The sequence below is a fragment of the Photobacterium sp. Alg240-V54 genome (assembly GCF_900537155.1).
Taxonomy (GTDB): Bacteria; Pseudomonadota; Gammaproteobacteria; order Enterobacterales; family Vibrionaceae; genus Photobacterium.
Window position 1 is genome coordinate 259,297 of the sequence record NZ_UNRL01000002.1, and the last position, 26,232, is coordinate 285,528.

Genomic DNA, 26,232 nt, shown 5'->3' on the forward strand with positions numbered 1-26,232 from the left:
TATTACGAGGTGTTAAATTTATGCTTGGTCATTGTTTGTGAACAATAATTGTTATAAATATAACAGCCGTGATTAAATGGAAACGTATTATAAACAACAATTTTTCACTATTTAATTTTATTAAGTCGTGTATTTTGCAATCTAAAAATCGTGTTTTAGCGTTATTGTAATATATTGTATCGTTAGTGGCTGGTTGTGTTATCAATTAGAGTGACAAATGTAAATTGGCGACAATATATATTACGATCGGTGTTTATTACTATTTGATTTTTATTTATTAGGGGTTAAGAAAAACTGAAGTGTTATTAAAACAAGCGGGGAGAGCAGTAATATTTAATAAAGTAAGTGTTGTTGATATGTTATTTTGTTATTTGTTTCGCACAATATTATTTTAATACTCACTCCATAGAAAATATGGAGTGAGTTAATAAACGATGTTATTTTACGCTTTCTGTTGTGCTTGTTTTTCTTTTAATGCAGCCATCACTGTTGATTGGTGTTGTAAGTAATCTTCTAAACCAACACGACGTAAATCACACGATGGACAATCACCACAACCATCGCCGACGACACCATTATAACAAGTTAGAGTTTGCTCACGAACATAGTCTAATTTACCATACTGATCAGCCAGTGCCCATGTTTCAGCTTTATTAAGCCACATTAATGGGGTTGCGATAGTAAATGGACGATCCATACCTAGCACTAACGATTGATTAAGTGAGCGTACAAACTCATCGCGGCAATCAGGGTAGCCAGAAAAATCGGTTTCACAGACACCAGTGATCACCGTTTCAGCCCCGATTTGATAAGCATAAATACCAGCTAAGGTTAAAAATAAAATATTGCGCCCAGGCACAAAAGAGTTGGGTAAGCCATTGGCTTGTAATTCATGCGAAACAGCAATGTTATCACGGGTTAGTGAACTAATCGCAAGCTCGCCTAATAAACTCACATCCATAACTTTATGTGCTGTTACTCCAAGATCTTTGGCGATATGCTCAGCAATTTCGATCTCTAATTTATGGCGTTGACCATAATCAAACGTAATACAGTGCACTTCATCGTAGTGAGCTAATGCTTGAATTAGGCAAGTGGTTGAGTCTTGACCACCACTGAAAACAACAACAGCTTTTGTCATTATGAATATCCTTTTATAAGTGATTACCGATAAACAGTCGGTACAACAACATGCTAATAATGGTGTTATTAACATGAGGGGCTATGCTAACCCAGCTGTTAACGATAGAAAAGTAGCGATCACAAATAGCGTAGATAAAAAAAAGCCGCACCAAAAGAGGGCGGCATAAAAATAAACAAAATATGGTATCCATGTACAGTTAAGCAACCGAAGTGCAGAGGGTACTTAACGTGTACTCATATTTGTTTAAAGACACAAAATACTAAATAGGGGAGCTGGCGCTGTAGCTAACCAGCTCAAGGGGTTGTTTGTTGGCTATATTGCTTGCCATGTTCCCGTTTGTTGTAGCTGTTGTAATTGGGCAAAGTAAGCACTGGTATCACCAATATTGGCAGCGATCCATTCGTTATTGTAATAAGTATCTAAATAACGCTCGCCGCTATCGCACAATAACGTCACAATGGAACCCGTTTCACCACGTTGTTTCATTTCAGCCGCTAATTGCAATACGCCATACAGGTTAGTGCCTGTTGATGCGCCCGCCTTACGGCCAATAATATGTTGTAGCCAATGTACTGTTGCCACACTTGCAGCATCAGGAATTTTTCGCATTTCACTGATTACATTAGGAATAAAACTTGGTTCAACACGTGGTCGACCAATACCTTCGATACGGCTACCAGAATCTAAAGTAATCGTCGCATCTCGATTGATGAAATAGTCATAGAACACTGAGTTTTCAGGATCAACCACACACAATTGGGTTGGATGCATTTGGTAACGAATATAACGACCAATTGTTGCTGATGTACCGCCAGTGCCAGGACTCATCACTATCCATGTTGGAATAGGAAAGCGCTCAAATTTCATTTGGTTAAAAATGCTATTGGCAATGTTGTTGTTACCACGCCAGTCAGTAGCACGCTCAGCATAAGTAAATTGGTCCATATAGTGACCATTTAATTCTTTAGCTAAGCGGCGTGATTCATCATAAATAGCCGCCGAAGAATCAACAAAGTGGGCTTTACCACCATAAAATTCAATTTGTTCAATTTTTTTATGGGCTGTTTTACGTGGAACGACAGCAATAAAAGGCAGTCCGAGTAAACGTGCAAAGTAGGCTTCAGAGACAGCTGTACTGCCAGATGATGATTCAATCACGGTGGTATCTTGATTGATCCAACCATTACATAAGGCATATAAAAACAGTGAACGCGCTAAACGATGTTTGAGACTCCCGGTTGGGTGAGTACTTTCATCTTTTAGATAAAGATCGATACCTTCAAGGCTTGGAATATCTAATTTAATTAAATGGGTATCAGCAGAACGTTGATAGTCAGCCTCAATCACTTTTATTGCGTTACTGATCCAAGCATTTTGTTCTTGTACGGTATTTGCTGTCATAGTATTACCTCTTTGCTTAATTCAAATCCATCGAGTGTTTACTTAATCAACTCCCTTGAAGCAACTGGGTATATAGTAAACATAAATACGGGGGAAAACTTTACCTTGTTTGCTATTTTTTGATTATTTTGTAGGAATATTTGCTATTTTTCAGTTTATAATTGAAATTTAGTGCTACTTATTATTCATTTTATGGAATATAAATACCATTGTTTCCGAGGTGTATGATTAAATGTTACCACTTTATAGCGCAAATCAAAGCGCGTTTATTGTTAATTCGCCCCAATAAACTGACACTGATCGTCATAATGGATGATTTTTTTTGCCTCTCTGAGTAATAAGAGGTATTTTTTAGTAAGTATTTACCCTTTTGTTGTAATTGGTGGAATGAATGGCAGTTTTAGATAGTGTTGATAGAACGTTATTACGTTTGTTACAAGATGATGCAACCATGCCGTTGGCTGAGCTTGCAGACGCTGTGAATTTAACAACCACACCCTGTTGGAAACGACTAAAACGTCTTGAAGAAGATGGTATTTTACGCCAACGGGTTGCTTTGCTTGATCCGGTCAAATTAGGTATTGCATTTACTGCTTTCGTGCAAATAAAAACCAGCAATCACTCGCAAGATTGGTTTAATAATTTTGTTGCGACTGTGACAGACTTTCCTGAAGTGATGGAGTTTTATCGTATGGCGGGAGAGTATGACTATATGATGAAAGTACAAGTTGCGGATATGCAGGCTTTTGATAATTTATATAAAAAGTTAGTGGCTTCTGTTGCTGATCTGACCAATGTGACTTCCACCTTTGCTATGGAACCACTTAAATATACCACTGCCTTACCTGTTTAAATATTGTATTTATACTAAAAATAACCCCGAGTCGTTATCAATAGTGGCTCGGGGTTATTTTTAGGTAGTACGGCGAGTGTGCATTAACGCTGGCGAATCAGTCCTTCCTGTACTGCTGTTGCGACTAATTGCCCTTGTTGGTTATAAATCTCACCTCGCACAATACCGCGTGAACCGCTGGCTGATGGACTATCAATCACATACAGTAACCATTCATCGACGTTAAATGGACGATGAAACCACATTGAATGGTCAATAGTAGCAACCTGCATACGAGGGCTGAACAATGTCACGCCATGTGGGTGGAGTGAGGTAGTTAAAAATCCCCAATCAGAGGCATAAGCCAGCATATATTGGTGAATACTTAAGTCATTTGGCATCTCACCATTGGTTTTGATCCATAAATATTGTTTAGGATCTTCAATGGTCGGTTTTAATGGATTAACCACCGTGACTGGACGCACTTCAATTGGACGCTTGTGACCAAAGGTTTCAACAATCTTTGGCGGTAAATATTGGGCTACTGATTCAACCAATTCACTTTCAGAGGCTAAACCTTCAGGCCCTGCAACTGCTGGCATCACCGATTGGTGTTCAAATCCAGATTCATCAATTTGGTACGATGCGGTTAAGTAAAAGATAGGGCGACCATTTTGAATCGCTTTAACACGACGAGTACTAAAACTTTTGCCATCACGTAGGGTTTCTACGTCATAAATAATCGGCTTTTCTGGGTTGCCAGGTAACAGAAAGTAGCTATGAAAAGAATGTAAGTGGCGCTCTGGATCTACCGTTTGTTGTGCTGCAGACAAAGACTGACCAATAACTTGACCGCCATATACCTGTGGCAAACCTAAATTTTCACTTTGGCCTCGAAAGAGTTCACGTTCAATTTGCTCTAATTGCAGCAGAGTGAGTAGTTCATCTAATTGTTTGCTCATGGTATATCCTGAAAAATAAAAACTAAAACAATGGTAAGCCTATTTAACTTTAGTGCCAATATGCCTACGAGTGCCCTTGCCAACGATAATAGCGCAGTGATAGCCGTCCGCTATCGGATACTTCAACCTGTTCTGCTCGCAATGCAGCAATTTGTCTTGCGAGTGCTTCACCGGTTAATGATATACGACCTTGGCTGTTAATCACGCGATGCCAAGGAATTGTTGACCCTTCGGGTAAGGTTGCCATTAAGCGACCGACATGGCGAGCATAACCGGGATAACCGGCAAATTTTGCTATATCGCCATAGGTTGAAACTCGCCCAAATGGAATTTGATAGACTTGGCTATAGATTTGATTGGAAAAGTCGTCCATATTTATAAGTAGCCGTTAACAAATATACTCGGTAAATAGTAAATAATATGCTTGTTATATGATAGCGGCTCTATCTTTTTAGACAACAGGATAACGCAAGGAGGTGTTGCCATGTTGTATGCTGCTTCATTAGTTGCCGTTAGTTTAATTTTAACGGTGTTAGGTGTAAGTGCTCTTGGTCCAACGGCTGGAGAGCTGCCAGTGTTAGCACTTGCTATTCCTGCGTTGTGGTTATTACCGCAAAGTGGAGTTGCAGGGTGGTTGTTAGTATTTGGACTTGGTGCGTATGGCGCAGTGCTGCCAGAGCAACCATTGGCATTATCTATCAGTTTGTTCATGATGTTACCGATCCTGATGATCTGTACCTCGGCTAAAGGTTGTTGGCAACTTGGTGCTTTAATGGTGTCGATTGTGCTGTCTATGAACGTCGGTCTAATGGCATTACAAGGCGAAGGTAAGCTTGAAGGCAGTATTAGTGCTACCGTGATCCAAATTATAGCAATTGGTGTAATTTGGTATGCTGCCCGTTGTTGGCGTCCGATCACTGGTAATACGTGGTGGCCTTTACTTGCTGTTTTTCCACTATGGCTTGGCGGCATGGAAGCGGCAGCGTTAGTTGGATTATGTGTCACTGGCTTAATTGCCGCGCTGCAAAGCCTAGTTAAAATGCATCATCAAGATTGGATTCCGCGTTTAGCGTGTGTGTTACCTGCAATTGGATTTACAACCTTAGTGGTGTTGCCACAGTTCAGTGTTGCCAATCCAATTTTAGTGTCATGGTTGTTAGTGTTAGGTGGCGGCTTATTAGGGGAATCATTACTGGATGAACCTGAAGAGGAAGATGAATAACACCATCGCTAACAGTGACCAATAGGCTGACTTTATTACAATTTTGTTTTATTTTGCATAAATAATCAGCAGTTAAACAAAAGCGTAAGATAACGGCTTGCATTGTGGGCGAGGTTAATAGATAATCCTTCCCGTTCTCGAAAGAGACAAAGAATCTATGGAGGCCCCCATTGGTCCTCCCGCAACACTAACCTGTGAACTCGGCCAGGCCCGGAAGGGAGCAACCGCAGCAGGCGTCGTGTGTGCCGGGATGTGGCTGGTGGGGGCTTCCACCCATCTGAAATTGTAATCTGCACCATACCTCTGCATAATTCTACTTTTCCACTGCATAACTTGCACCATAGCTCTGCATAACCTATTTTTGTTGTAGTTTAACAACAAAAGAGCGTTGTTATGTACAGACGAAATCTAAAACATTCTCGTGTTAAAAATATCTTCAAATTTGTTAGTTCAAAGATGAACCAAGTCCTGACGGTTGAATCACGGTTGGAATTTGATACTTGTTTTCATTTCGAATATTCCACTGAAATTGAGCATTTTATCGCTCAACCAGAAGGTTTTTATTACTCATATCAAGATAAACAATATCCCTATACCCCTGATTTTCTAATTATTGATAAAGGTGTGAGAAAATTCGTTGAGGTGAAACCATGGGCAAAAGCACAATCGGTAGAGTTTCATCAGCGTTTTTTAGCTAAACAAAAGCAGGTGAATCAGCATAATATTCCCTTAATATTAGTGACTGATAAACAAATACGCGTGAACCCTGTTTTAAATAATCTCAAGTTATTACATCGTTATTCTGGCTTTCAAAGCCTAACGCCATTACATCAATCATTACTGGATATTGTTAGGCGTTCTAACCAAATTCAAATAAAAAATTTAGCGAAGTACCTTAGTATTGAATATGGTATTGCTATAAAAATGACATTAGGTCTTTTATCATCAGGATTGTTATATACCAACTTAACGGCGCAAGAACTTAATTTAGAATCATTTGTATGGTGTGATTCTGATGAGTAATAATACTTTTGGATCTTTTAATGATGAATTTCAACCAGATAATCAACCGTTAGATGATGAAAAGTGTTTTTCACCTGACAATATTGCAGTAAGAGATCTTGCGTCATATTCTGATAAAATTCAGAAAGATGTAATGAGAAAATATTACTTCTTGGAGTGGATGAGAAAGGAGTTAGTGGGTGGTTGGACACAGAAAAATCTAGAACCTTTACTTGATGAAGCCGCTCAACAGCTTAATTTACCTGCGCCTAAATGGCGAACTCTAGCTAAATGGTGGCAGCTTTATTCACAATCGAATTTTAGTCTTATTTCATTAATTCCTAGAACCGAACAAGTAGGAAATAGAGAGATTAAAGTGAAAGGTGAAATGGTGTTTTTTGATAAAGCCCTTGAGCGTTATTTAGTGCCTGAGCGCCCATCTATTGCTGCCATTTATCAGTATTATTCGGATTTAATTCGTATTGAAAACCAAACGCTCGTTGGCAATAAAATCAAAGCATTATCATATAAAGGTTTTTATAAAAGAATTAAGAAATTGCCTGCTTATGATGTAAAACTCGCTCGACACGGTAAATATTTAGCAGATATGGAGTTTAATAAAATAGATGCTCATTACCCTGCTAATCGGGTGCTTGAAAAGGTAGAAATTGATCATACTCCATTAGATCTCATCTTATTGGATGATGAATTGAATGTTCCTTTAGGACGGCCTTATTTAACGCTTCTTATTGATCAATTTAGTCGTAGTATCGTTGGCTTTTATTTTGGTTTTAAAGAGCCTAGTTATTTCTCTGTAATGAAAGCATTACTGAATGCTATTCGGCCTAAAGATTACATTGCTGATAAGTTTCCTACTATTGAAAATGAATGGTATTGCCATGGAAAAATGGAGTCGCTTGTCGTTGATAATGGGGCAGAATTTTGGGGTAAAAGCCTTGAACAATCCTGCTTAGAATTAGGGATTAATATTCAATATAACCCAGTAAGAAAACCATGGTTAAAGCCTCTTGTTGAAAGGATATTTCAAAGTATAAATAGTAAATTACTTATCAATATTCCGGGTAAAACATTTTCTAACATTATGGCGCGTGAAGAATATGATTCTAAAAAAGATGCTATTCTGCGTTTCTCTACATTTAATGAGATTCTTCATAAGTGGATTATTGATGTTTATCACCATGAATCTGATTCACGAAAACGCTCAATTCCATTTTTGAAATGGCAGGATGCCACGAGTAAGTTACCACCAATAAGCTATACAGCTGAAGATGAACAACAACTTGCTGTTATTCTTGGTATAAAAACAAAAAGAAAGCATCGTAGAGGGGGAATTCATTTACATAATCTTCGCTACGATAGTGATCAACTTGCTGATTATCGCCGAATGTACCCATCGAATATTGATGTACTAACAAAAACTGATCCTGAAGATATATCATCAATTTATGTTTATTTAGACAATGAACATCATTATCTCAAAGTACCTTGTATCGATCCTGTTGGCTATACTCAAGAATTGTCATTGTTTCAGCATCAAATCAATCTAAAATTACAACGAGATTTTGTAGATCAACACTTAGATTTAGATAGTTTAGCTAGAGTACGGCTTTATATTCATGATCGTATTGTTCAAGAAGCTGACGAGATAAAAAATATACATAAGCGAAAATCAATCAAAGGTATGAGTCGGTTAGCAAAACATTCAGGTATTGCTAATGATAAAAAAATAAGTATTGAACCTGATAAGTTACCATCATTAAATCTAGAAAATAAATCAGCTCCTGTAAAAAAAACATTACCGAATAATGATGATGATTGGGATGATTTCATGTCAGATTTGGATTCATATTAATGCAGACATTAAGCGAACAGCAGGAACAAGAGCTTAAGGCATTCATTAACGTTTTTATTGAATCGCCTGTTGCGACGATGGTGATGGATGATTTTGACCGTCTTCGCTATAACAAACGATTAGGTGGAGAGCAACAATGCATGTTGCTAACGGGAGATACGGGATCTGGAAAATCACGATTGATTCAAGAGTACCAGCAGCGTTTACAGCTAATAAAAAATCAATCTTCCTCGTTAGTCCTTGTTAGCCGTATTCCGAGTAAACCTACATTATCTTCAACTATTATTCAGTTATTAAAAGATTTAGGTCACTTTGGGAGTACCTATCGTAAAGGAAGAAGTGGCGATCAAAGTTTAACTGAATCTCTTATTCGGTGTGTACGAAGTCAGAAAACAGAACTGATTATAATTAATGAATTCCAAGAGTTAGTGGAATTTAAGTCGGGTAAGGCACTGAATGAGATAGCAAATAGATTAAAATATATCAGCGAAGAAGCGCAAATCCCTATTGTTTTGGTTGGTATGCCTTGGGCTAAAAAAATAGCCTCAGAACCACAATGGGCATCACGGTTAATGATTCGTCGTGAGTTAGGCTATTTTAAATTATCAGATGATCCTGCTCATTTTATTCGTTTTATTAAAGGACTGATTACACGAATGCCTGTAAGCACCTCTGCTGAGGTTAAAAGCAAGGTAGTTATATTAGCTTTGTTTTCTGTGTGTCGAGGGCAACTGAGAGCACTCAAGCGGTTTTTAGATGAAACAGTGAAGTATGTTATGTTGCAAAACAAGCATGAGTTAACACCACATTCATTTGCGGTTGTCTTTTCAATGTATTATCCCAATGAGATAAATCCTTTCAAACAATCATTAGATGAAATTATTGGTAGCGAAGTTGAATCTTATTCTCGATATGATTCTGGTGCTGATAATGAGTTTGATGCCATCATACCTACTCAATTCACCGATAAACTTACACTGTCACAAATTTTAAAAAAGTAATATATAACAACAGGCTACCATTAAACTAAGGACTCCTTAGTACATAAGTGGCTCATTTACTAAGAAACTCTTAGGTAAGCATTCTTTACCTGAGAGTTTTTCCATGGAAACACCGATCCCTGTACGTTTGAAGGCAGCAAGAAAAGCGGCTGGTTATACACAACAACAACTTGGAATGGCATTAGGAATGGATCCGAACACAGCTAGTGCTCGGATGAACCAGTATGAGAGGGGTAAACATACGCCTGACTATCAAACTATGCAGCGGATAGGTAAGGTACTTGGTGTACCTACGGCGTATTTTTATTGTGAAGATGATAAATTATCTAAAATTATTTTGAGAATTTATAAAGAAAAATATGAACATTAATTATTTGGTATGAATTTTTTCCTTATAAAGGTTTGTGTTTTTGATTTCATTAACCAGAAAATCAGGAGATTTGTCTTGTATCTTCATAGCTTTAACATTTAATCTTTGGATAATGTGGTTATATTTTAGTTTAAAGTCGCTAATAATTTGAGACCATTCTTTTACCCAAATTCTTATATTATTATTTTCACCAAATATTTGAACTAATCCTGGTTTTCCAAAATCTTTTGTACTTGAAAACCCTCGTGTAATTTCATAGCTTTTTTGAGGGTTATTAGAGATTTTGTTACCAACAAGAATAAAATCCCATTCTTCATCTTTGGTATTGAACTCTTCAGTACATTCTATGACGTTTGCGTATTCCTTTATTTGATTTAATTCTTTATTTGTTAGGTTAACACTTGGTCTTTTTAGTTCTAAAATTATATTCCTAAAACAACTCTCTCCATTATAATAATGAGCACCTTTTTGAGATGCGAAAATATCCATTTCTTTATATTTATGAGGGTGAACTACTGATGTATGTTTATCATAATGTTTTGGGTGGAATTTTTCTTCATTGGGGTTATCTAAAGCTGTTATATCTTCACTCTTAAATTCTAAATAATTTCTTAATGCTTTATCAAATTTATCTTCTTCTGCTGAGATTAAGTTATATTCTTCACCAAAAAGCCACATGTTATTTTCAATAATTACTTGAATATGAGCGACCTCATAAGACTCACCTTTATTTTTAAGAACATCTTCAAAAAGGTCAATTATTCTTAAGCGTTCCTCCAAGTGAGAAATCGTTTTAATGATATTTTGCATGGATATTTTATTTAATGAATTAGAGAAAGTTCTAATCTCTGTTTCTGATAAGGAAACAATACCATCTAAAACATCAAATAAACATTCTGGATTTTCTGAATTTACAATTTTATCTAGTAGTTTTATTAAAATCTTTTTTTGTTTATCATTAATGAGATCTGTAAATATAGCTGAATCAGCTTCATATATTACTCTAATCGTATCTTTTAATTGTTGATCTCTAAATTGATTCATTGCTCTGTTAGTTGTTTGATGTTTTGGCATGATATTTTTATCTTCATATTCAGAGATTAGTTGTTCGACAGCATCTTTTCTTAAATCTAAAAATAAAGATGTCAGTTTTTCTTTAGCTAATTTTTCTATTTCTATAAATTTAGTGGATTTTTTATCAAGAGAGATAGAAAGTTCATCTTCTTTATTTGAACAGGAGTTAAACCATTCAGATGATATAATGCATGAGCAAAAAAAAGATTTGTCATTTTTAACGAATTTTATTTTGTCAATAATATTAAACTGAGTGTCTGAAATGTATATATGAGAAGGTTCAGTTCTTATTTTATTTTCCCAAACGAAACAGTTATATTCAAATAAATCATCATGGACATATTCTGTACTTCTTTTATTTAAAATGTATCTTGGTTTTGGTATCACTTCGCCATTAATTGTTATATTTATGTTTGGTTTTATTATACTCATCCAGCTGATATTTTCTGTTATATATTTTGTTATTTTTCCATTAAATTCACTAATGGTTAAATGCATATTGTTAAAAAATACGCTTGTACCATTTTCTTGGCTGTGATTTTCTTTTTTATTTATTCTAAATTTATTTAAAGATCCTGATGTTATTTCAATTTCGTAACTATCTAGGCTATTTTTATGTTTGCTAATCCATCTTGCTGAATCACAGAATTTAAAAAAACTTAATCGCCCTCTTCCTTTTTTTCCTTGTACCAGTGGGTGGTTATTATTCTTTTTTTCTGAATCTTCAAAGCTATCAAAAGGAGATTTTAAGTCAGTAACTTCAATGCCAGAACCATTATCTTGAATACAAATATCAATTATTTGATCTAATTCATAGTTCATTTTAGCGGTTATTTGAATTCTAGTTGCACCAGAATCTAGTGCATTCCATATGTATTCAGCAAAAGCTTGTTCTTTGGTTGTGCTTCGAAATTTACTTTTCACACCACTTTCAGATGCTTTAAGTTGATGTTCAGCCATAATTATTCACTTATGATTAATAGCGATTTTATGAATGCATTTTTAATGCTTAAAATTTAAAATGTCAATATATATCAGTTTGTTATAGTTTTTTGTTTGAGGTTGTGTACTGATATTTGCAATATAATGAAAATAGCTCACACTTAAACTAAGTATTTCTTAGTTTGGGTTGGCTATGTTTCTCATTTCACCAGATAAAGCCATAGCAAATGAATCACTTGAAAGCTTTTTGATAAGGCTTTGCAAAGCTAATGGCTTTGAGTCATATCAAACTATGGCATTGGTGATTCGTGACTGGTTGCAAGATAATGATCATGAGGCGGCGGGTTCATGGCCTTTGACACTATCTTGCGCCAATATCTACCATGCAAATCATTCTAGTGGGTTTCGTGTAAGGGCTTTTAAGCTACTGGATGAGTTACTTGATACTAATTCACCATCAATGTTAGAACGCTGCTTACTGAACACTACGACAGCCTTCTCACCTAATTCGGCTTCGATATCACAGCGTAATATTATTATTCCCCTTAAATTTATTCGAACATCAATTATTCCAGTGTGTCCTCAATGCCTAACTGAACATCAATATATTCCTCAGCTTTGGCATATAAGCCCCTATGAAGCTTGCCATCATCATAAATGTGAATTGATAACACATTGCCCTTCATGTAATGAACAGTTGAATTATCTACAAGCAGAGCGAATTACACATTGTGAATGTGGTTATGATCTTCGGTTGATAAATACTATAAAAGCACCAACTGTCAAAAAGATTATATCTGAATATATTGCAGGTAAAGACGTTGATTGTTTACCACTTCGAGCTGATATGAGTGAACGATTTGGGATCATATTGTGGTATCAAAATCGCTATTTACACTCTAAAAGTGAAGATGAAAGTTCATTAATTTCTTTTTTTGAGCATTGGCCTCAATCATTTTTTGAAGAGCTAGATGATTTATCGAAAACAGCTTGTGATAAGCAATTAAAATCATTTAATAAGACGGATTTTTCTGTGGTATTTGGTGATGTATTAGCATCTTGTCAAAAGTTGCCTTTTCGAACACCACTGCAAAATATTGTTCTTGAGTCGGTTGTGGATTATTTGATATCACTCGTTGAGAAAAATCCCAAATGCAAAATGGCTAATTTAGGCGATTTGCAATTGAATATTATTGAAACAGCGGCTTTGCTATCAACATCAATAGAACAAGTTTATCGGCTGATAGAAGAAGGATATCTACAGTTAGCTATTAAACTAAAATTGCACTCTCGATTATCGCCCAATCAAGGTGCATTTTATCTACGGCAAGTGATTGAATTACGGCAATCACGTATTACGCCTACTTACAGTAATAATATGACTTATTTACCATCATGGTGATCAAATGGATTTAGCATCAATTCTTGAAATCGATGATAAAAAGCTACTTGATAAGGAACTTAGAAAAGCTTTCTCGCCTTATTCGCTACCAATAGCTGTTGATGGTGAAGAACTTACATGTCTGATAATACTTATTAATTCAACGATTCCTCGTAATAAGATAAAAGACATTATTGATAAACAGCAGGCTCAGGAATTATGGAAAGATTATGGTCATCTTGATAAATGTTTAACTGAAGTTGGCTGGTATCATACGCATAACCTTAAATATCCTGATGCTAGAGTGAGTCATCAAGTGTATCGAGGTGATTCCCCAGCGGTTTATCAAAACGTCTTGAGCAGTGCCAATTTACCTTATGGCTTAGGATGGGCAAATAACAGTGCAATGGTTAATTATGCCAAATTGTTTAGTGCTGAGTTTTTATGGCGTGGTGATGTATTAACGCTAGGTACTTTACTGACAGCGAAACAACCATTGTGGTTAGATAAGTTGGTATTGTTAGGTGTTAACAAAAACAAACTTGATTCGATGATTGCTTATTTAGATAACGAGTTAGGTCAAAAGCAAACGCCCCATGAGATAAGTGATTATTCAAAACAATTAAGATTTATGGTTACTGGAAAGCCCATAGCGGTGACACCAATAGTGAGTCATACCGTTCAAGCTAAAATACATAAGCTTGCTCCATCATTACGAACAACGACGATTAGCCATGGGCATCCTGCAAGTGTTAGTGGTTTAGTTGCTTCAGTTGGTGGTTTTTCTCGTGTTCTTAATTATTATCCGTCAGTTAAAAGAAACAGAACTAAAGATTTTATTACTGCACGTCGAGACAAAAGGGGTTGCTTTGATAATAGCGTATTGTCATCTAAATCTTTTGTTAATGCTTTGAAATGTATTGCGAAAGAAAATTTAGCCCCAACAGTAAGACAACGCCGTCAATTGCGAGTATCAGCATTACGATTTATTCGTAAACAACTCATTTTATGGTTAGCACCAATGATGGAGTGGCGTGATAGTGAACCAAATGCCAATTATGATACAGAGCCTAATGGTATTGAAAATAAGCTTATCGTTACGCCATTGGAACAACTGCCACAGTTAGTAGCAGAGTTAAACCTTAAGTTTCATCAAAGTATTCAGTTTAATAAATATGCTTCTCGTTATGCTTTTCACCCTGAATTAATCTTACCGATAAAGATGCAGTTATCATGGCTGTTACGTTACTTAGCGACACCGATGAGTACAACTGTTACTAGCAATTCTTATGTTTATTTGCATTTGCAGCAACTCAAAGTGAGTGATGCATCTTCATTATCAAACCCATATGTAGCAGGTATACCTTCTTTAACCGCCTTATGGGGATTTGTTGAACATTATCAATCACGGTTGAATAAACTAGCAGGAACATCAATTGATATGGAAAGTGTCGCGTGGTTTATTTCTGAATATCAAGAGATTCAGACGAAAAAGCTACCAGAGCCTTGTACTCCAGTTTCTAAGCGTAGTGTTAGTAATATCAAACGTTCAGGTATTATTGACGGTAAATACTGTGATTTGACGGTTGATTTAATTATAGCGTTACGTATTCCTGATGAAGATACAACACCGACTAAACAACTATTACAAGCGGCATTACCATCTAAATTTGCAGGGGGAACATTGTTACCTCCTGCGTTATATGAACAGCGTGACTGGCTAAATATCTATAGCAGCCGAAGTGAGCTATTTTCTGTTGTTTCACGTTTTCCTAAATCGGGATGTTGGATTTATTCAGATAGTGGAAAGCTTGATAGCTTTCAACAATTAGAGCAAAGATTAAAATTAGAGCCTGATTTAAAACCAGTAAATATGGGATTCATTGCGTTAGAAAAGCCTCAAGAACGAGTAAACTCTATAGCAGAACAACATTGTTTTGCAGAACCTTGCATTGGTGTAGTGCAATGTAAAAATGCAATAGAAGTGAGATTAGAAGGTGCAAAGCAATTTTTTGATTCGGCTTTTTGGCACTTCAGTTCAGAAAATACAGCTATGCTTATGAAAACACATCATAAGGATTGAGGCATGCAGATTTGTCGCCATTTAACTTATGTCAGATCGTTATCACCAGGAAAAGCTATTTTTTATTATCAAATGCGTGATTGTGATTTTGTACCATTGCAGTTAGAAACTAATAAAATTAGAGCACCTAAAAGTGGGTTTACTGAAGCGTTTGACAGTAAAGGTAAATTAAAAAACATTAGTCCTCATGATCTCGCTTACAGTAATCCTCAGTGTATTCAAGCATGCTATGTACCTCCTAACATTTCATCAATTCATTGCCGTTTCTCTTTGAGAGTTGAGGCTAATTCTTTAGAACCTGAAACGTGTGAAGATATAAAAGTTAAGCGTTACTTAACGAAATTATCTCATTTATATACACAGAAAAATGGTTATAAAGAATTAGCGATACGTTATTGCCGAAACTTGTTGATAGGAACATGGCTATGGCGGAACAATCATACATTAGGGACTCAAATTGAAGTGACGACTTCTGATAATGGTCATTATGTAATAGCGGATGCACGATTATTGTCATGGGATGGAGAATGGCCTGAGCAGGATCAAAAGACACTATTGGCGTTATCAGAAGAAATGGAACAAGCATTAACTAATCCTGATAAATATTGGTTTGCTGATGTTCATGCAGTGCTTATGACAGGTTTTTGCCAAGAGATACACCCGAGTCAAAAGTTTATTGAGCGTAAAGAAGGTGAAGCGTCAAAACAATACGCGACGACAAGCTGTGTTAATGGTGAGAAAGCCGTATGCTTCCATGCAGAGAAAGTTGGAGCAGCTTTACAGCTTATTGATGACTGGTGGGATGAGCGAGCTTATAAACCGTTAAGAGCACATGAATATGCGGCTGATAGGAAAAATCTAATTGCACGAAGGCATCCAATAAATAGTAACGACTTTTATTCATTATTAAAGCTGACTGCGGTTTATATTCGTTATTTGCGATCGGTGAAATCAGCTGATGGAATTCATCCTAATATACATTATGTAATGTCGATTTTATGTAAAGGCGGACTATTTCAACGAGGGAAAAGTTAATGAATCAACGTTATTTTGTTGTAATTCGCTATCTGGTTGATGATATTGATGTTGGTTTAGTTGCTGGACGGTGTATTAGTATCCTCCATGGGGTGCTTTGTTCTAAAGCTAATAAGTATAGTGGAATAGGGGTGGCTTTCCCTCAATGGAGTAACGATAGCCTTGGCAATGAAATTGCGTTCGTTTCTTCTGATAAATCAGCACTCCAGTTTCTTATTAATCAGCCATACTTTGAAATGATGGTGAGTGATAATATCTTTGCTATCTCTTGTGTTTGCATCGTACCTAATGATTTACCTGAAATAAGGTTTAAACGAAATCAAAATATAGCCAAATGTTTTTCTGGAGAAAAACGCAGACGGTTAGAACGTGCTAAACGTAGATCTAAAGAACGCGGGGAAATATTTGAACCTATTAATGATTATCAAAATCGAGAGGTTGGTATATTTCATCGTGTGTTTATGACCAGTAAACAATCAGGCCAACGGTATATTCTTCATATTCAAAAAGAACTCTCACAGGGTGCAACCGATACCTTTACTTCCTATGGTTTTGCAACCAATAAAGAGTATCAAGGTAGTGTTCCTGATTTATCCTCACAAGACCCTTTTTTATAGTTAAATTTTAAGTTCTATTAAATCAAATGGTTATATTTATTGGAGTAAAAAGAATAAATATAAGAAAGCTTTTCTAATTATATGAATAATCGATAGTTATCTTCTACACTTAACAGTGACCTGCCGCGTAGGCAGCTGAGAAAATGATTTAGCGTCACTACTTTTCAGTGAGAACGTGACCTGCCGCGTAGGCAGCTGAGAAAAAAAGTAAAAGCGTTAATTGAAGGCGCGGAATGTGACCTGCCGCGTAGGCAGTTGAGATTAGGCCAAGAAGTAAGCAATCGCATCAGGCTATATTAAACCTGCCGAAAAGGCAGAATTAGGAAATTATATCCCAGCATTTGCTGGGATATTTTTAATCGTATTCAAAAAGGTGTTCTTCAAGTTTATCTTCTAGTTCATGCACTTCCATCGCTTCTAATTTGGGCGCTATATTTTGATGCCCATTAAGATAATCAATGGCTATTGTTACGGGGTTGTTTTTTATTTGAGGTGATTATTTGTAAATTGTAATTCTCATTGAAGTAACCACCTTTACTTTATATAAAGATGGTTAACCAATATTGTTATTTACTAAAAGCTAGTTGTGCTTTTAATTTTTTCTCTAATCGATAGACTTTTTTGCGAACATCATCTTGATACTTTTTAATATCTCTTAGGTTCTTTGCATCATAGCCTGATATGTTTTCATGAAACTTCTCTGCAAGATTCAATAATTCCATTGATTTACCATACCATTCAAGAGAAACTTTAGGGTTAGTTTCTAATCTTGCTTTGTGCTGACGAGCTATTGCTTTTCTTAATAAAACAAAAGATTTTGGTCGACCTAATTTTTCAGATAGCTCAATATATTTATCACCTAATTCTAATTTATTGAGTCGATAATTAATTATTGCATAATTAACGATCGCATCGCAGTTGTCTGGGTTAAGGCTAACAGCTTTTTCTGATAGAGTACGTGCTTTTTCATACTCATTTGTTTTATTAAAAAGTATCCAAGCATATCTGTCATGTAATGCCGCATTAAGAGAATCTTCTTCTAAAGCAAGCTCGAATAATACAATAGCCTCATTAATATTATTTTTATCAACCTCCACTTTTGCAGCTTTAGCTAGTTCACTGCGAAAAGCTTCAGCGATTCTATCTTTTTTATATGCAGATTCAATTTCATTTCGTTGTACAACATATTTATCTATTTCATCTACAAATGAATTTATTCGAGCTTGAGTTTTAGATGACTTTTCATTTAGTTTTTTTATAAAAAATCGCTTAGCGAGTTCAACTAATTCAAGTATATAGTGTGAACCATAATCAATAACTGTTGCGAAATGTGTTTCTGATAAACTTGTTTGAAATTCACTATGTTGAATTTCTAATAATTGGCAAGTTCTACTAATCGAATATTGATCTAAAGGACAATGAAGAGAGGCTAATATAAAGAATGCTTCTTTCTGTAATCCCCCAATTCTTTCCCAAGCATCTTCATATAAAAACTCTAATAGTTCATCATTAGATTTACGATAAAGATTCTCCATAGCTTGTTCAATACCAACATTTGCACGACTTATGTAAATTACTAAAGCTTCTAACAAGATTGGTTTATACATTAACTTTTCTGAAATTTTTCTTAGTTTTGCATCGCCTGCTTGTATTATTGGTTTAGCTTTATGTTCATGAGCTAAAGACTGTAATAGATTAACTGAGTCAGTCATAGTAAGTCCTTGAACTAATAATTGTTTTGCTTCAATACTTTCTTGGCGTCTTGAAGTTACAATTACTCTGCCTATTACTCGTCCCATAAGGTCTATTTGTTGAGCTAATTCTTTTGTTTCTTGAGAAGTAGAAGCTAAAGTTTCTGTATTATCGAGTATAATTAAAATCTCATCTCGAGTAAATTTATTGGCTTTAAGTTCTTCTACTGCTTTATTTACTAATGCACGCCCACTTCGAGTATACCAATCTTTTGATAGCACATCGTGTAAGCAACCCATTAGCTCACGTACACTATCATCTAAAACAGGTTGTATGCTTGTGAAGTATGTTATTCCTTCTGACGTCCAACGTGTCATTTTTGCAGAGTAGTAACAAATAACTTCCGGTGGTTTTTTTGTTAGTTCTAAATTACTTTCAAGTAACTGATTTATAAATTCTAGTACAAGTGTTGTTTTACCATATCCACCGTCCCCGTATACTAAACATCTACGAGAATCGTCATCACTTAGCCAATCAGTTAATGCTTCTAATTCTTCAGTTCGACCTTCAAATGTATCTGTTTGTCTTACTGGGGAGTTATGTTGGATTATATAATCATTATTATTAGTTGTTATTTCTATTATTTTATATGATTCATATGCATTGCTTTTTGTTGCGAAAATATTGGATTCAGAAAGATCTAAGATTACTTCATCAGAACAACCATAATTCAATGGCTGGACACTCATCTTCCAACCAGTTTTTTTCTGAGTTATTCTTGAAATTACTGTAGCGTTACCATTTATTAATAATGGAGATTCTATGATTCGCTCTTTGCCTGCAATTTTTATTGTAAGTAATTTTTTATCTTTTACCTTTGGTATCGCTAAATCAAAAATTTTTAAACAACGTTCAATTAATTGAATTGTTTTATTTGCCCAAAGTCTTGTTTTTTCTTGGTCTAGTACACCATGAGCCTGTATTTTATTTCTAAATTGCACCCATAGAAGTAAATCTTTGCATAATGAATTATCAAAGCCATTAGTTGCTTCAAACCACCCGTTACAATATTTTTTTTCATTTGAACGTATGATTGGAATTAATTGATCTAAAAGAGTTATAGGCATGCCATCTGACGGTGTTAAAAATCGTTCAATATTTTCGTCAAGATTAGGATCTTCTACTGGAATTGACTCTTTTACATATTCAAGTGAAGTAATTGTAGCGAGTTGCATTAAAGATCTTAAAATTGATGATTGAAAATTAAGTTGCGCGCTCGGGTCACTTAATGTCTTAGCTACATCTATTTGTTTTTCAAATATTTTTTTCATTTATTTTAGAAGCCTCCTCGCTATGAAATTTGAATAATGATATTTTCAATTATCACTTCTATATGTTTTTGAGCTTTATATTCAATAATATCATAGTGTAACTTCAATATGAAACATACAGTATATTAGTAGTAGGAACTTTTGGATGTATGAAACTTTCTTTCAGTTAGCAGAAAGAGTTGTGCAAATACGTAAATGTTATGCAGGACTATGGTTCCACTCTATGCAGAGGTATGGTGCAGATTGGGTAGTAAGTTATTGAGTGTTATGCAGAGGTATGGTGCAAGCGACAGAAATTCAGAAAATCCCCATACTATCAAATAGTTAATTTAATTATAACTTTCTATAGTGTAGTTCAATATTAGCTTGTCGCTGTTGTTTTTTAAGATCTCTTTGTTGTAATCTTCAAACTCTCAAACTCTCAAACTCTCAAACTCTCAAACTCTCAAACTCTCAAACTCTCAAACTCTCAAACTCTCAAACTCTCAAACTCTCAGCGCTGTAGCGTGAAAACATTTAAGCTAAAAAAAACCGACATGGTATTAGCATATCGGCTTTTTTGATTTGAGCTTACTGGTTGTGGTGGCGCTAGTGAATACGGCCAATACGGTGGAAGCGAACCCCATCAGGTAACCAGTGTGGCCACATTGAATTTGGATTATGGTTGAACGTAAAACTGATCCAAATAAAGGTCGCCTTGCCGACTAAGTTTTGTTCTGGCATAAAGCCCCAGTAACGGCTATCTAAACTATTATCTCGATTATCACCCATCGCAAAGTAATGACCTTTTGGTACAACCCATTCGCCCATTGGTGAACCTGGCTGTTGGTAATAACGGTAAAGTTGTTCAGGCAATGCAGGATCACGCAAAATGTGATGATTCACTGTGCCTAGTTGCTCGTTGTATTCATCTAACCGCACCCCTTGCTCTGTAAAGTTAGTTAAGCCCACATATTGTTTAGGCACTTCTTGCGCGACAGGACAGACTTTTTGACCATTACAAGCAGGTTTAATATACAGGGTTTTGTTTTGGTAAATAACGGTATCACCCGGTAAACCAACAATACGTTTGATTAAATCGATCTTTGGGTTAGATGGATCAATAAATACGGTAATGTCACCACGTTGCGGCTTGCCTGTGGGAATTAAGGTTTTGTGGAAAATAGGATCACGGAGTCCGTAAGCGAATTTTTCTACCCCAATAAAATCACCCGGCAGCAAGGTTGGTTGCATTGAGCCACTTGGAATTTGAAAAGGTTCGATAATAAAAGATCGAATAATCAAAATGGCAAACAACACCGGAAACAGTGAGCGTGCTTGATCAACCCAACCAGATCGACTCTGCTGTGGCTGCTCTTTACGTTTTGGTTGCCAAACGAACTTATCTAACGCGAACACAATACCTGTTATTAAGGTCGCGAGAGTAAGAATGAGTGAGAACAATTCTGCGGCGTTGAATACTGAAAGCATGTGCAATCTCAAAAATGTGTAAATAGAATAATCTATAAATAATAGTACTGCTTATTGAACATGATTCAGCGGCTAAATAAAATGGTCAGATTTTGTAAACTATGATCTCACTAAACTCTTAAGTTAGTCTGATAGTGTTATTTTTAGCTGTAAGGTTTGAGTGGGATAGGGGCTTGGCATGCCTCAGTCCATTATTCGTCATCTCGGAAGTTGAGGAACGAAGCTATCCGTGATCTATTCAAAGCGTGCTTGAGCCTTAAAGAAGCCAATGAATTTAATTGGTGGGGTGACACCAAGGATAACTCTCGATTTATTTTGAGAATCACCCTTGATGATATTGGCAATATTTATATAAGGTGGATTTGGCTACCTGATATTTCAAATAGGTGTCGGCTGCGCGGTGCATATTTTTATCTGTTAGTTGTCCCTTATTTATTACTATTATTTGGCAGTGGTATTTCCTGAATCACCAGATTTCATCAAGCCAATGATATCCTTTAATTTATCTAGTGTTTGTGGCTGAAAATCCACTTGCTTTATGTCTTTGAATGCACTTTGACTTTCCATGTTCCAATTTTCAAAAATAGACTTCATGTCTTCTTTACTTACATCATTGCCATATATTTCTAGATATAATTTCCCGAAACTAATCGCATGTGTTCTCTCTGTTCGTTTTAGTGCCTCGTGCATATACGCATTTGATTGGTTATATGCGTGCTTAGCCCACGCTCCAAACAGACCAATCACAATCAAGCCCTTTAACATCAAGTAACCAAAAAATAACCAGCTAATGTCAGTTTTTGGAGTGTTACTAAATTCATAAGCTCCGTAACCTAATGCCAATAGTGCAGCTCCAATTGCGCAAGCCAACGCAATATTGCCTTTATCACTCCAATCTTTAGCTTTAGTCTTATATTCATTCTCTTTAGTCTCTAGCGCAGAAATTGCGTTAGCAACATATTCAGGAACCTTAATGTCAATTCGATTTTGAATTTGCTTTTCATGCTCATCTCGCAACTTAAGTAACCTATTTGATAAGTCATTCTCACGCTTCTTAAGTATGTCATGTTCTTTTTGAGCTCTAATCTGCTGATCATGCAGCTGTTTCTCAGACTGCGCGATTTGCTGCTGTACCATTGATAACTTAAGGTCAGATTGTTGAAGCCTAGCTTCAGCTTGCTCTTGCCTTAGCTGTACTTGGTGCTCTAGCGAGCGAATTCTATCTATTGCTTCCTTTTCCAAAGAATTATCGATACGGTTTGTTGTAATCAAACTCAACTCTCGATTCAAAAGACTCTCTTCATTGATCAAATGTTTCCATTCTTCACGCGATTTTGCCGGAAGAGTGCTTAGTAATTTAGTCCTTAAGCTTGATGAAGAGCCTGATAGCACTCTAAACTTCGCATCATTTGACAAACTAATTACTATTTTTCGTATATTAGCTTCTGATGCTAGCAACAAATACTTATTAATTCTATTTTGAGGTATTCGCTCAAAAACCGCATTAATTGCCCGTTGTGACTGAGATGCGAAAAGCTCGTTTAACTGACGCTCACTCAAATGAGATAGCAATCTATTGATTTCCTGACCACTACTCTTTATTAGCAATATGTCTAACTCATCAGTTTCCATCGAATGATAAAGGTTTACCAATTTAGTTTTTGGCATATTACCTATTCTTACTTCTTCCAATTTCTTTCCTCGTATTTTCCAATGTTCGCGGGGTAACTAATTACTTATATATTAACAATATGCCCTTTTAACATGCACACGTATTTATCTCTTCATAATATAAAAACCATTATAAATCAGATACATTTTTAGTTATTAATCCCGAGAGCAATCACAAAATAGGGCAGTAATATATTTAGTTTAAAAACCCTACGCGCTGTGAGTAGATACCCTATTCCGTTGGTAACCTCACTGTAGGGAATGACGGGATTTGGTTTGGTAATCATTGTTGGCAATGATGGGGCTTAGTATGCACTCAGCCCATTATTCGTCATCTCGGAAGTTGAGGAACGAAGCTATCTGTGATCTATTCAAAGCGTGCTTGAGCCTTAAAGAAGCCAATGAATTTAATTGATGGTTCATGGCAAGGATAACGTTCGACTTCTTTTCAGCATCACTCTTAAGCAACTTGTTATACCGCTTGGTTGAGGCTAAGATGACCAATATAAAGACTGTTTAAGAGACCTGTTATATGACCACTAGAATTTTAGCCGATGTTGCTGCAAGCATTACTGAGTTGAAAGCTAATCCTATGAAAGTTGCAACGAGTGCTTACGGCGAACCTGTTGCTGTACTAAACCGAAATGAGCCAGTCTTTTATTGTATACCTGCCGAAGCGTACGAAATGATGATGGACAGACTCGAAGATCTTGAACTACTAGCTATCGCTAAAGAGCGTGAATCTGAAGAGAGTATTTCGGTAAATATTGATGACCTATAAGCTTGATTTTAAAAAGAGCGCACTTAAAGAATAGCAAAAGCTTGGCTCTACTCTGCAACAACAATTTAAGAAAAAGCTAATCGAGCGCTTAGATAACCCACATGTTCCGGCTTCAAAACTTTCTGGAGCTGACAACATGTATAAAATTAAACTGCGTCAATCGGGCTACCGTCTCGTCTACAAAGTTGAAGACGATGTCATCATTGTAACCGTCTTAGCTGTTGGAAAACGCGAACGTAGCGATGTTTACCGCAAAGCGATGAAAAGGTTAGACGATTGATTGCGGTATAAATATAAAAACCATTATAAATCAGATACATTTTTAGTTATTAATCCCGAGAGCAATCACAAAATAGGGCAGTAATATATTTAGTTTGAAAACCCAGCACGCTGTGAGTAGATTCCCTATTCCGTTGGTAACCTCACTGTAGGGAATGACGGGGTTTGGTTTGGCATTCACTGTTGGCAATGACGGGAGAATTGACATTTACTGGCGGTAATGACGGTGGTTGCTTATATGAATGAGTTTATTTACTCGGTGATGGTTGTTGATATCAATAACAGTCGGGGGGAGTGCTTACTATAATGGGGCGTAAATTATGATGAAATTAGCCACTAACAAAAACACTCGACATCTATAATGTCGAGTGAATATGGTCGTATTGATGACTTATTATATACGGCTTATATCAGATGACTTTGCCTGATCTTGAGCTATTTCAATTACCGCATGGCCTAGTTGCACTAACGTACCAAAACTTGGTGATGTTTCAGGTTTTAATGATTTATAAGCACTGGTACGGCTTTTTATTCCTGCGCGTTCAACGACCTGACTGTGACCGAAAAATTCAACATATGACCGAATGGCTGCTTGAAGAATATCAACACGCCCCTCTTTCATTGAATCCCAAGCGGCTTGTTTAATAACTTGTTCCATCTCTTGAACATTAATAAGGTTGAGAGGCGAATCAATATAACGACCGACAGCGAGTTCTCGAAGGACGCTTGCTGGAAGATCAACGCCTTCCCAATCTAATGAACCGTCGCTACGTAAGGCAAAGCGCTTAAAATCACGCACTAATTTAAAAGCAGGTTTCTGGAAAATATCTTTGAGGTCTACTTCACCACAAAAGCCATCACTAAATGTTAACTCAAGTTTGAAGCCTTCCAACCAATCAACATCAATTACTTTTAGCATACATCACCTATAGCTTACCTGGATTCTCGCCGTTGACAGCTTTTGCCCACATTTTAAGTAACTTTTCACGGTTATTTTCAATGTGTGCTTCTGCTCGTTTTCGCTGTTTATTTGGAAGATAACCCTCTAAACTTTCAGCTGTTTCTATTGCTACGATAAGTTCATAGCCGCCATATTTTATATGGACATGAGGCAGTTTGTGCTGTTTGTTATCAAAGAAATACATACAAAAAGAAAGCCCCAGCAATACATCAATTTCGGGCATGTGAACCTCAATAGACTTATTATGCACAAACTATAGCACTGTATCTTTGTGGAGACAAATAGGGGTGTTAATACTTTTAGGTTTCAACGCGCTGTGAGTAGATACCCTATTCCGTTGGTAACCTCACTGTAGGGAATGACGGGATTTGGTTTGGTATTCACTGTTGGCAATGGCAAATTGGTATCTATGGTGGCTATAACGGGAGAATTGAATTTCCTGACGGTAATGACGATAGTTGCTTGAAAGGGATTGTTAATGCTGTTGAGTGATGATATCAATACTCGATGTTAATTAAGGCGAGTGAAAAAGGCGATGGCGCAGGATACTGAGTTAATGCATAAAGTGAATACGGTGTTGTTATTGCATTCTGAATCTTTAACCCATTGGGAGCGTGATTATTTAAGTAACTTAAATCAAACGTTAATTTATCACGGTCAATTATCGGAAAAGCAATTAACGCTATTTAAGCAAATCGTCACGCGCCGAAAAATAACTATTTAATTTAAAGCCTATTTGCAACCTCAATTAAATTACCATCGGGATCGCGAAAATAGAGCGAGATGATTTTTCCCGTTGCGCCAGTGCGTTCAACTGGGCCTTCGATAATAATGACATCTTGCGCTTGCAGATGTTGTTGAACCTCATCCAGAGCAGTGGTGGCAATAAAACATAAATCAGCACTGCCAACTTGCACCGTGGCGGCTTTAGGCTCAAATTCTGCGCCATGCTGGTGGAGGTTGATCTTTTGATTACCAAACCGAAGTGCAAACCGATTATCGCCAAAGGTGATTAATTCCATGCCAAGCACCCGCTGATAAAAGTTAGCACTTACATTTATATCAGCGACTGTTAATACTAAATGATCAAGATGACTAAGCTTCATTG

The 26,232-nt window shown here is 36.3% G+C and carries 22 protein-coding genes, 1 other RNA gene and 2 pseudogenes; 14 read left to right on the top strand and 11 right to left on the bottom strand.

Annotation, left to right across the window (positions count from 1 at the left end; translation table 11 throughout):
* Positions 1-442: 442 nt before the first annotated feature.
* Positions 443-1,141, bottom strand: coding sequence for a 7-cyano-7-deazaguanine synthase QueC (queC, locus tag G6R09_RS06705; protein ID WP_065166422.1), 699 nt, complete (start codon positions 1,139-1,141; stop codon positions 443-445).
* Positions 1,142-1,456: 315 nt separating this feature from the next.
* Positions 1,457-2,545: a PLP-dependent cysteine synthase family protein gene (locus G6R09_RS06710; RefSeq protein WP_065166421.1), complete on the bottom strand. Its 1,089-nt coding sequence runs from the start codon at positions 2,543-2,545 to the stop codon at positions 1,457-1,459.
* Between the two features lie 391 nt (positions 2,546-2,936).
* On the opposite strand from G6R09_RS06710, the gene G6R09_RS06715 reads away from it, so the two are divergent.
* Positions 2,937-3,398, top strand: coding sequence for an Lrp/AsnC family transcriptional regulator (locus G6R09_RS06715; protein ID WP_065166420.1), 462 nt, complete (start codon positions 2,937-2,939; stop codon positions 3,396-3,398).
* 83 nt (positions 3,399-3,481) lie between these two features.
* Here the strand turns inward: G6R09_RS06715 and tesB are convergent, their stop codons facing one another.
* Complete coding sequence (gene tesB, locus G6R09_RS06720; protein WP_163921316.1) at positions 3,482-4,339, bottom strand: acyl-CoA thioesterase II; 858 nt, start codon at positions 4,337-4,339, stop codon at positions 3,482-3,484.
* A gap of 64 nt (positions 4,340-4,403) precedes the next feature.
* On the bottom strand, positions 4,404-4,712 hold the full coding sequence (locus tag G6R09_RS06725; RefSeq protein ID WP_163921319.1) for an MGMT family protein: 309 nt from the start codon (positions 4,710-4,712) through the stop codon (positions 4,404-4,406).
* A 111-nt stretch (positions 4,713-4,823) separates the two neighbouring features.
* On the opposite strand from G6R09_RS06725, the gene G6R09_RS06730 reads away from it, so the two are divergent.
* The 6 genes from G6R09_RS06730 to G6R09_RS06755 all read left to right on the top strand — a co-directional run bounded on the left by G6R09_RS06730 (position 4,824) and on the right by G6R09_RS06755 (position 9,807).
* Positions 4,824-5,561, top strand: coding sequence for a hypothetical protein (locus tag G6R09_RS06730; protein ID WP_163921322.1), 738 nt, complete (start codon positions 4,824-4,826; stop codon positions 5,559-5,561).
* Between the two features lie 168 nt (positions 5,562-5,729).
* Positions 5,730-5,826: signal recognition particle sRNA small type (gene ffs / locus G6R09_RS06735), an RNA gene on the top strand.
* 128 nt (positions 5,827-5,954) lie between these two features.
* Entirely contained in the window at positions 5,955-6,584 is a 630-nt protein-coding gene (locus G6R09_RS06740; protein WP_163921325.1) for a TnsA endonuclease N-terminal domain-containing protein, read from the top strand.
* Positions 6,577-8,436: a Mu transposase C-terminal domain-containing protein gene (locus G6R09_RS06745; RefSeq protein ID WP_163921329.1), complete on the top strand. Its 1,860-nt coding sequence runs from the start codon at positions 6,577-6,579 to the stop codon at positions 8,434-8,436. The genes G6R09_RS06740 and G6R09_RS06745 overlap by 8 nt, the downstream gene beginning before the upstream one ends.
* A complete protein-coding gene (locus tag G6R09_RS06750) occupies positions 8,436-9,437 on the top strand; it encodes a TniB family NTP-binding protein (RefSeq protein WP_163921332.1) in 1,002 nt (333 codons plus the stop codon). The genes G6R09_RS06745 and G6R09_RS06750 overlap by 1 nt, the downstream gene beginning before the upstream one ends.
* Before the next feature lie 103 nt (positions 9,438-9,540).
* Positions 9,541-9,807 (top strand): helix-turn-helix domain-containing protein, encoded by a 267-nt coding sequence (locus tag G6R09_RS06755; RefSeq protein WP_163921336.1) that lies wholly within the window; start codon positions 9,541-9,543, stop codon positions 9,805-9,807.
* Here G6R09_RS06755 and G6R09_RS06760 read toward each other — a convergent pair whose 3' ends face one another.
* Complete coding sequence (locus G6R09_RS06760) at positions 9,808-11,841, bottom strand: ATP-binding protein (RefSeq protein ID WP_163921339.1); 2,034 nt, start codon at positions 11,839-11,841, stop codon at positions 9,808-9,810. It abuts the gene before it with no gap.
* A 175-nt stretch (positions 11,842-12,016) separates the two neighbouring features.
* Here G6R09_RS06760 and G6R09_RS06765 point away from each other — a divergent pair, with 175 nt between their 5' ends.
* From G6R09_RS06765 to cas6f, 4 genes are read left to right on the top strand one after another with little or no spacing between them, the layout of a single operon-like run.
* Entirely contained in the window at positions 12,017-13,225 is a 1,209-nt protein-coding gene (locus G6R09_RS06765; RefSeq protein ID WP_163921341.1) for a TniQ family protein, read from the top strand.
* A 4-nt stretch (positions 13,226-13,229) separates the two neighbouring features.
* Entirely contained in the window at positions 13,230-15,287 is a 2,058-nt protein-coding gene (locus G6R09_RS06770) for a type I-F CRISPR-associated protein Csy2 (protein WP_163921344.1), read from the top strand.
* A 3-nt stretch (positions 15,288-15,290) separates the two neighbouring features.
* Positions 15,291-16,322, top strand: coding sequence for a type I-F CRISPR-associated protein Csy3 (csy3, locus tag G6R09_RS06775; protein ID WP_163921346.1), 1,032 nt, complete (start codon positions 15,291-15,293; stop codon positions 16,320-16,322).
* The gene (gene cas6f / locus G6R09_RS06780) at positions 16,322-16,939 is read left to right on the top strand and encodes a type I-F CRISPR-associated endoribonuclease Cas6/Csy4 (protein WP_163921349.1); all 618 of its coding nucleotides are present in this window, start codon (positions 16,322-16,324) and stop codon (positions 16,937-16,939) included. The genes csy3 and cas6f overlap by 1 nt, the downstream gene beginning before the upstream one ends.
* A gap of 566 nt (positions 16,940-17,505) precedes the next feature.
* On the opposite strand, the gene G6R09_RS06785 is transcribed toward cas6f, so the two are convergent.
* The 3 genes from G6R09_RS06785 to G6R09_RS06795 all read right to left on the bottom strand — a co-directional run bounded on the left by G6R09_RS06785 (position 17,506) and on the right by G6R09_RS06795 (position 23,124).
* Positions 17,506-19,962, bottom strand: coding sequence for an ATP-binding protein (locus G6R09_RS06785; RefSeq protein WP_163921352.1), 2,457 nt, complete (start codon positions 19,960-19,962; stop codon positions 17,506-17,508).
* Between the two features lie 588 nt (positions 19,963-20,550).
* Positions 20,551-21,432 (bottom strand): signal peptidase I, encoded by an 882-nt coding sequence (gene lepB, locus G6R09_RS06790; RefSeq protein ID WP_065166416.1) that lies wholly within the window; start codon positions 21,430-21,432, stop codon positions 20,551-20,553.
* Positions 21,433-21,873: 441 nt separating this feature from the next.
* Positions 21,874-23,124: a hypothetical protein gene (locus tag G6R09_RS06795; RefSeq protein ID WP_240345706.1), complete on the bottom strand. Its 1,251-nt coding sequence runs from the start codon at positions 23,122-23,124 to the stop codon at positions 21,874-21,876.
* A 511-nt stretch (positions 23,125-23,635) separates the two neighbouring features.
* Between G6R09_RS06795 and G6R09_RS06800 the strand changes: the two genes are divergently transcribed.
* On the top strand, positions 23,636-23,884 hold the full coding sequence (locus G6R09_RS06800) for a type II toxin-antitoxin system Phd/YefM family antitoxin (protein ID WP_163921355.1): 249 nt from the start codon (positions 23,636-23,638) through the stop codon (positions 23,882-23,884).
* Positions 23,874-24,164 (top strand): annotated as a pseudogene (locus G6R09_RS06805) (type II toxin-antitoxin system RelE/ParE family toxin). The gene G6R09_RS06800 and the pseudogene G6R09_RS06805 overlap by 11 nt, the downstream one beginning before the upstream one ends.
* 393 nt (positions 24,165-24,557) lie before the next feature.
* Here G6R09_RS06805 and G6R09_RS06810 read toward each other — a convergent pair.
* Together G6R09_RS06810 and G6R09_RS06815 are read right to left on the bottom strand one after the other, a co-directional pair.
* A complete protein-coding gene (locus G6R09_RS06810; RefSeq protein WP_065166414.1) occupies positions 24,558-25,082 on the bottom strand; it encodes a DUF2442 domain-containing protein in 525 nt (174 codons plus the stop codon).
* A pseudogene (locus tag G6R09_RS06815) lies at positions 25,076-25,347 on the bottom strand (DUF4160 domain-containing protein). Before G6R09_RS06815 ends, G6R09_RS06810 begins: the two are co-directional and overlap by 7 nt.
* Before the next feature lie 312 nt (positions 25,348-25,659).
* Between G6R09_RS06815 and G6R09_RS06820 the strand changes: the two are divergent.
* On the top strand, positions 25,660-25,848 hold the full coding sequence (locus G6R09_RS06820) for a hypothetical protein (protein WP_163921358.1): 189 nt from the start codon (positions 25,660-25,662) through the stop codon (positions 25,846-25,848).
* 1 nt (position 25,849) lies between these two features.
* Here the strand turns inward: G6R09_RS06820 and G6R09_RS06825 are convergent, their stop codons facing one another.
* Positions 25,850-26,230 (bottom strand): VOC family protein, encoded by a 381-nt coding sequence (locus G6R09_RS06825; protein ID WP_163921360.1) that lies wholly within the window; start codon positions 26,228-26,230, stop codon positions 25,850-25,852.
* Positions 26,231-26,232 lie beyond the last annotated feature (2 nt).

What these genes read in the sequence shown, in the direction of transcription:
- G6R09_RS06715 (WP_065166420.1), top strand. Translation starts at nt 2,937, where the DNA reads ATGGCAGTTTTAGATAGTGTTGATAGAACGTTATTACGTTTGTTACAA.
- G6R09_RS06785 (WP_163921352.1), bottom strand. Translation starts at nt 19,962, where the DNA reads ATGAAAAAAATATTTGAAAAACAAATAGATGTAGCTAAGACATTAAGT.
- cas6f (WP_163921349.1), top strand. Translation starts at nt 16,322, where the DNA reads ATGAATCAACGTTATTTTGTTGTAATTCGCTATCTGGTTGATGATATT.
- G6R09_RS06820 (WP_163921358.1), top strand. Translation starts at nt 25,660, where the DNA reads ATGGCGCAGGATACTGAGTTAATGCATAAAGTGAATACGGTGTTGTTA.
- G6R09_RS06810 (WP_065166414.1), bottom strand. Translation starts at nt 25,082, where the DNA reads ATGCTAAAAGTAATTGATGTTGATTGGTTGGAAGGCTTCAAACTTGAG.
- G6R09_RS06710 (WP_065166421.1), bottom strand. Translation starts at nt 2,545, where the DNA reads ATGACAGCAAATACCGTACAAGAACAAAATGCTTGGATCAGTAACGCA.
- G6R09_RS06770 (WP_163921344.1), top strand. Translation starts at nt 13,230, where the DNA reads ATGGATTTAGCATCAATTCTTGAAATCGATGATAAAAAGCTACTTGAT.
- G6R09_RS06755 (WP_163921336.1), top strand. Translation starts at nt 9,541, where the DNA reads ATGGAAACACCGATCCCTGTACGTTTGAAGGCAGCAAGAAAAGCGGCT.
- lepB (WP_065166416.1), bottom strand. Translation starts at nt 21,432, where the DNA reads ATGCTTTCAGTATTCAACGCCGCAGAATTGTTCTCACTCATTCTTACT.
- tesB (WP_163921316.1), bottom strand. Translation starts at nt 4,339, where the DNA reads ATGAGCAAACAATTAGATGAACTACTCACTCTGCTGCAATTAGAGCAA.
- G6R09_RS06760 (WP_163921339.1), bottom strand. Translation starts at nt 11,841, where the DNA reads ATGGCTGAACATCAACTTAAAGCATCTGAAAGTGGTGTGAAAAGTAAA.
- queC (WP_065166422.1), bottom strand. Translation starts at nt 1,141, where the DNA reads ATGACAAAAGCTGTTGTTGTTTTCAGTGGTGGTCAAGACTCAACCACT.
- csy3 (WP_163921346.1), top strand. Translation starts at nt 15,291, where the DNA reads ATGCAGATTTGTCGCCATTTAACTTATGTCAGATCGTTATCACCAGGA.
- G6R09_RS06750 (WP_163921332.1), top strand. Translation starts at nt 8,436, where the DNA reads ATGCAGACATTAAGCGAACAGCAGGAACAAGAGCTTAAGGCATTCATT.
- G6R09_RS06800 (WP_163921355.1), top strand. Translation starts at nt 23,636, where the DNA reads ATGACCACTAGAATTTTAGCCGATGTTGCTGCAAGCATTACTGAGTTG.
- G6R09_RS06745 (WP_163921329.1), top strand. Translation starts at nt 6,577, where the DNA reads ATGAGTAATAATACTTTTGGATCTTTTAATGATGAATTTCAACCAGAT.
- G6R09_RS06725 (WP_163921319.1), bottom strand. Translation starts at nt 4,712, where the DNA reads ATGGACGACTTTTCCAATCAAATCTATAGCCAAGTCTATCAAATTCCA.
- G6R09_RS06740 (WP_163921325.1), top strand. Translation starts at nt 5,955, where the DNA reads ATGTACAGACGAAATCTAAAACATTCTCGTGTTAAAAATATCTTCAAA.
- G6R09_RS06765 (WP_163921341.1), top strand. Translation starts at nt 12,017, where the DNA reads ATGTTTCTCATTTCACCAGATAAAGCCATAGCAAATGAATCACTTGAA.
- G6R09_RS06825 (WP_163921360.1), bottom strand. Translation starts at nt 26,230, where the DNA reads ATGAAGCTTAGTCATCTTGATCATTTAGTATTAACAGTCGCTGATATA.
- G6R09_RS06730 (WP_163921322.1), top strand. Translation starts at nt 4,824, where the DNA reads ATGTTGTATGCTGCTTCATTAGTTGCCGTTAGTTTAATTTTAACGGTG.